Origin of the sequence: Methanosphaera sp. DEW79 (genome assembly GCF_003266085.1) — an archaeon.
Taxonomy (GTDB): Archaea; Methanobacteriota; Methanobacteria; order Methanobacteriales; family Methanobacteriaceae; genus Methanosphaera; species Methanosphaera stadtmanae.
Genome location: NZ_MUZW01000034.1, coordinates 1 through 5,746 on the forward strand (window position 1 = coordinate 1; position 5,746 = coordinate 5,746).

At 25.0% G+C, this 5,746-nt stretch carries 7 protein-coding genes; 2 read left to right on the forward strand and 5 right to left on the reverse strand.

Going from position 1 to position 5,746, the window contains the following annotated elements; translation table 11 throughout:
- Positions 1-221 (forward strand): hypothetical protein (locus BZ132_RS03545; RefSeq protein WP_286940508.1); only part of this gene is annotated, 221 nt, incomplete at its 5' end.
- A 388-nt stretch (positions 222-609) separates the two neighbouring features.
- Here the strand turns inward: BZ132_RS03545 and BZ132_RS03550 are convergent.
- Complete coding sequence (locus BZ132_RS03550) at positions 610-1,371, reverse strand: SDR family NAD(P)-dependent oxidoreductase (RefSeq protein WP_011406312.1); 762 nt, start codon at positions 1,369-1,371, stop codon at positions 610-612.
- 345 nt (positions 1,372-1,716) lie between these two features.
- On the opposite strand from BZ132_RS03550, the gene BZ132_RS03555 reads away from it, so the two are divergent.
- The gene (locus tag BZ132_RS03555) at positions 1,717-2,799 is read left to right on the forward strand and encodes an acyltransferase (protein ID WP_011406313.1); all 1,083 of its coding nucleotides are present in this window, start codon (positions 1,717-1,719) and stop codon (positions 2,797-2,799) included.
- Positions 2,800-2,925: 126 nt separating this feature from the next.
- Here the strand turns inward: BZ132_RS03555 and BZ132_RS03560 are convergent, their stop codons facing one another.
- From BZ132_RS03560 to BZ132_RS03575, 4 genes are all read right to left on the reverse strand, one after another.
- Positions 2,926-3,141 carry a DUF2180 family protein gene (locus BZ132_RS03560; protein ID WP_011406314.1) on the reverse strand — a complete coding sequence of 72 codons (216 nt, stop codon included), beginning with the start codon at positions 3,139-3,141 and terminating at the stop codon, positions 2,926-2,928.
- 190 nt (positions 3,142-3,331) lie between these two features.
- Positions 3,332-3,946: a TetR/AcrR family transcriptional regulator gene (locus tag BZ132_RS03565; RefSeq protein ID WP_011406315.1), complete on the reverse strand. Its 615-nt coding sequence runs from the start codon at positions 3,944-3,946 to the stop codon at positions 3,332-3,334.
- A gap of 44 nt (positions 3,947-3,990) precedes the next feature.
- A complete protein-coding gene (locus tag BZ132_RS03570; protein WP_011406316.1) occupies positions 3,991-4,935 on the reverse strand; it encodes a 3-hydroxyacyl-CoA dehydrogenase in 945 nt (314 codons plus the stop codon).
- Between the two features lie 407 nt (positions 4,936-5,342).
- On the reverse strand, positions 5,343-5,746 hold a 404-nt coding region (locus BZ132_RS03575; protein WP_286940509.1), incomplete at its 5' end, for a hypothetical protein.

Here is a 5,746-nt window from a genome sequence, read left to right on the forward strand (position 1 = left end):
AAGATACTAATGTAAATGAAGGACAGGTATTATTTAAGGTAAATGGTAAAACAATGAGAGATAATAAGGGATATATAGTCTACCATGAAGTTAAAGATGGACTAGTAACAATAACATACACAATACCAGAAAATGCCAGAGCACAAGACTATACATTCACANGACACAAGTTATACAATAGAAACGATATAAACAGCACCATAACTGTTGTAAAAAACTAAAAAAAATTTTAATAAATGAGAATTATATATAATTCTCGTCTATTTTTCTTTTCGGGTTTTCTAAAAAATATATTTCTATATTTAAAAAACTTAATTTTTAATAATATATTCCTGCATCTATTTTGTAAAATATGAAATTTTAATTACTTCTCTATACTTTTTTTTTCAATATATGGTGTGACAATTATTTTTATCATATTACTTGTAAATTTTTATTAGTTATATTATACAAAATATCGACAAATATTTAATAATTATAAACATATAACAACTAAATCATGTTGAAAAACACAAAAACTGAATGTTGTAAATTCACATTTCATGTTGCACATTCACATTTTCAAATAAAAAAAAGAAGGTGGGGATTTATAGATAATTTATCACATATTCATGGTCTTAGACCAGATCCACCTTGAAGTGTAATGGTTTCTCCGGAAATATAACTAGCAGCATCAGATGCTAAAAATAGACATGTTCCACCAATATCTTTTTCTGCATCACCAAATCTTTGTAATGGAATTCCTTGTATTGTTTTTTCAAAGAGTTCTGGATATTCTGCTTTCCATTGTTCTAATTGTTTTGTCATTACAAGAGGACAAACTACATTTATATTAATTCCATCTTTTCCCCATTCTGTAGCAGCAACTCTTGATAATCCTCTTATTCCTTCTTTTGCAGCAGCATATGATGATTGCCCATCTCTTCCAAATAATCCTGCTCCTGATGCAAAGTTAATTACTGAACCTTTTGTTTCTTTAAGGTAGGGATAAGTGAATTTCATGAAGTTGAATACAGCATATATTCCAGATTTAATTGCTAAATCAAAGTCTTCTTGTGTATGTTCAACAAGTTGAAGACCAGATTTTGATGCTTGTGCATTGTTTATTAATACATCAATTCTTCCAAATTTTTCAATTATTTTATCTACTGCTTCTTTTACTTGTTCTTCATATCCACCATCAGCTGTTATAGGTAATACTTCTACACCATATTTTTCAAGTTTTTCTTTAGCACTTATTAATGTAGATTCTGTTCTACCAGTAATTACTATGTTTGATTTTGCTTTTGCAAATGCTGTTGCAATTCCAAATCCAATACCTTTTCCTCCACCAGTTACTATTGTTACTTTTCCTTTCATATCATCAGTCATATGATAGCCTCCATTATTTCTGATATTTCTTGTGGTAAATATAATTAGTGAAATTTATATTTATCATGATTAATAATATACTAATTTTATTATATAAATTTTATTTATATATTCTAATTGAAAATTTCTAAAATAATCACTTTAAAATAGAAATTAGATAAAATACTTGCTTTTTTTTAAGTGTTAATATTTATAACTATTTTTAAGGAAATATTAGTAGATATATTGTTTTATCATGATTTTATTGTATAAGTTATATTAAAATATATAATAATTTTAAATAGTACATATAACTAAAGTAGTATTGTTTTTTAGAAAAAAAATTTTTAAGAAGGATTATGATATATGGGGGATAATAAATCAAGAATTATATACATAGATCAATTACGTACAATAAGTATAATATGGCTTGTTTTAATAAATGTAGCCTTTATATTTAAGTGTCAAAACATGACAACACTTGAGGAATATGTTTTATTTTCATCATTTGCATTTGGTGTACCAATATTTCTTATGTTACTTGGAGAATTAATGTTGGATAGGGATTATTCTAATCTGGAATTTTTCTTTAAAAATTCATTCTTTAGAATTCTAGTACCATTTTTATTGTGGAATTCAATAATGGCAGTACTAGCAACATCATTAAATTATAGTAATTTTGGACTGAATATTGGAACACTAATAACATTTGCAAGTAATTTCATGACACAACATTGGTATGCATGGATGTTGTTGGGAATATATTTATCATTACCTATATTAAGTGAATTTATAAGAAAATGGCAGTTAAAAGGAGCAGAATATTATTTGATACTTGCAATAATAGCTTCAATAATATATCAATGTCTTGCTTATGTTAATTCACCTAGTTACTTTAATTTAACCTTCTTTATAGGACCATTAATCTATTTATTTTCAGGTTATTACTTGGAAAATAAGAAGATAAATTTAGATGATAATAAACTTGTTATCATGGGACTTATATTAACTGTTATTTCAACAGCAATTATAATCTATGATATGATAGTTATAAATCATATGACTTTCACATTATTACTGCATCATTATAATTTCTATACACATTCCTATCTTGATGTTAGTGTAATAGTACTAGTCCAAGCTACAGGTATATTTCTAGTATTTAAATATATCAATAAGGATGTAAGTGGAATACTTCTTAAAATAAAAAATATATTACATAATAAATGGATTTTGGATTTTACAACATCTATAAGTAGATCCTGTTATGGAATTTACCTAACACATCAGAGTATATTGATGTTATTAACTTTAATATTTAGTTTAGATCAAACAAATGAAATGTATGGAATACCCATAATTAGTATTGTAACATTAATATCAAGCTGGCTTTTAATGTTATTACTTAAAAAAGTAGGAATTCCAACAAAATATATTGGTTATGATTAAAATAAGTAGATTTTTTTCTCTATTTTTATTTTTTAGAGATTAATTATGTGTTTTATTTTCAAAAAAAAAATTTAAATTATGTCTTTATTAAAAGACGTATTTATATAAAACAATTCAGTGATTACTTTATTTTTCTGCTGCTTTTATAGCATTGTAACATCTTTGACATAATATTCTAGGTAAAGTTTCATCTAGTTTTTCAGCAGGGAATGGGTATCCTCCTGTCCATACTTCAAGTTCTTCATGTACAATATGATCTTCACATAAACCCATACCACAAACTATACAAATAGCTATTGCTTCTGTATCCTTACCTTCTTTAGCACAAACATAACATTTCATTTTCATTGCCTCCTTTGATTTCTTTTTTATTTAATCTAGTATTTATATTAATACTTAATGATTAACACCTTTTTAATAAAGAAGTAATAAATATTCATATTTTGTAATGTTTTTTTTAAAAAAATAGTGATTTTTTTTATTTATTTTTAGAAATATACCATAAATATATATTTTACTTAGTATATAATTATTAATGATTCTTGTTTTCTTTGATGTAGTTCCATATATGTTTTAAATTCATATTAATTATCTCTTTTGAATTAAAATTCTTCTGAAAAATCCATAAAAAGAAAATTCCATTAATATTGGATTTAATAAACAATACCAATTCATTAGTATCTAAATTAGATTGAATTTCACCTTTATTTTTTCCATTTTCTATTATATTTCTAATAGATTGGGTGTATTTAAAATTAAAATCATTATATTTCTGATTTATTTCTTTATATTTTTGCATTCCTTCAAAAGAAATTACAAGAATTTTCTTAAAATCATTTTCATTATTAAAAACATATTTTGGTTGATATTCATTATCTAGTCCTAGTATTCCCTTGTAAAAAACAGTTAATCTAGTAAAAGTATCTCCATTACAATTATTTGCTTCATCTAAACAATCATAATAAACCTTTAGAACATATTTATTTAATACATTTTCAATAATTTCATCCTTATTTTTAAAATGATAATACAATGTTCCCGGACTAATGTTTGATGCTCTACTTATATCTTCTGATGAAACATTGTAAAGTCCTTTTTTAAGAAATAATTTATAAGTATTTTCTAGTATTTTGTTATATGTATTCAAATTTAACAAATCCTTAAATAAAAAAAGATAGATGAATATGTGTTTTATTCATCTGTATAATCATAGAATCCTTTTCCTGCATTCACACCTAATTCTCCAGCATCAATTTTCTTTTTTAATGCTGCAGATACTTTTCCTTGAATAGTATTTATATCAGATGATCTAGGATCCATAAGTCCAATATTGTATGCTGTTGTAAGTCCAACAATATCTAGTATTTGGAATGGACCAAGAGGAGCACCTGTTGCAAGTCTCCATGTTAAATCAATTGTTTCAACATCTGCAACATCATCAGCCCATAGTCCTTGAGCAGCACTTAAAAATGGAACAAGTAATGAATTTAAAATATATGCTGGCTGTTCTTTTTTTAATTTAAGTGGAACCATACCAATAGCTTGTGCAAATTCAACAACTTGATTATAATACTCAGAACTTGTATTTGCATGACCCATTATTTCTGCAGTATTATTTCTATATATATCATTTGCAAAATGTAGTGCTAAGTATTTTTCAGGACGACCTGTATAATCTGCAAAAGTACTTGGAAGTAGTGTTGAAGAGTTAGTTACAATCACTGTTTTTTCTGGAAGATATTTTGCAAGTTCTGTGTAAAATGCTATTTTCTGTTTAGGATCTTCTGCAATTGCTTCAATAACTAAATCAGCATCTTTTGCAGCTTCTTCATAACTGGTTGTTAATGTAAGATTATCATAACCTTTTATTAGATTATCTTTTAATTCATCTATTTTGTCATCTGTTAAGTCTTTTTTGTCACTTAATCCTCTGCAATATGCTTGTGGATTTGTTTTCATAGCTTCAAGAGTTTGAAGGTATATGTTTTTAAATCTTTCAAGTTTAGGTTTTGCTCTGTCAATTGAACCTTCACTTCTTAACCATATTGTTACATCAAATCCTTTAAATGCAGTTTGTAGTGCGATTTGACTACCAAGTACTCCACTACCTGCAACAACTACTTTTTTAAAATCCATAGTTTTTGTCTCCTTCTTGTTGTTATTTATATGTTATTTTTAATTTTATATTTAAACTTATCGAGTATTTACTCGAATAGTAATAATTAATAATTATAATTTAATTATATTCTATAACTCTTATAACATAAACTTCCCATATTAGAAAAATCATAACTACTATTTTCAAAAATATGATAAAAGAAGAATTTTCAAAAATAATACAGAAGAAAGAGTTAAAAAGTAGATAAAACTTGAAAAATAGAGGGTGTTATGATATTTTCATTTATAGATATTCCATATACAAGTATATAAAGAAATTAAAAATATTATCATGGCTGGTCTATACTAAAATTTAAAAGGAATGATATTGAAATTAAACAATATCATATCTTTTTTTCATAATATAGTTTTAGGTAATTCATATATTATTGTTCTATTGGAGGTAAGTGAAGATATGTAGCAATCATCATTAACATATCTAATATTTTTGTGAATATGTTCTTTTTTCTTGTTTTATCATTTTCTATGATGGCTATGTTATTTTCTTCATTAGTGTTATCAGTTTCAAATAGTTTTTGACTACTTTTAATGAAATTGTTATTTATTTTTTTAAGTTCATTGTTTTTACTTGGTTGTAATGTATTTTTATTGTATTTTTTTGTGTTATCTGTGCTTATGGTGTTAGTGTTATATGTTGTTGTTTTAATGGTTTTTTTATTCTCTTCTAAATTAGATGATGAGTCTTTTAGAAATTCAGTGTCGTTTGTGTTTTCCATATCTTCTATTTCATTTTTTTCTATTTCATCACAGTTTATGTTCTCTATGTTAT

Coding starts and splice junctions, on each gene's coding strand:
- BZ132_RS03555 (WP_011406313.1), top strand. CDS start 1,717: ATGGGGGATAATAAATCAAGAATTATATACATAGATCAATTACGTACA.
- BZ132_RS03550 (WP_011406312.1), bottom strand. CDS start 1,371: ATGACTGATGATATGAAAGGAAAAGTAACAATAGTAACTGGTGGAGGA.
- BZ132_RS03570 (WP_011406316.1), bottom strand. CDS start 4,935: ATGGATTTTAAAAAAGTAGTTGTTGCAGGTAGTGGAGTACTTGGTAGT.
- BZ132_RS03560 (WP_011406314.1), bottom strand. CDS start 3,141: ATGAAATGTTATGTTTGTGCTAAAGAAGGTAAGGATACAGAAGCAATA.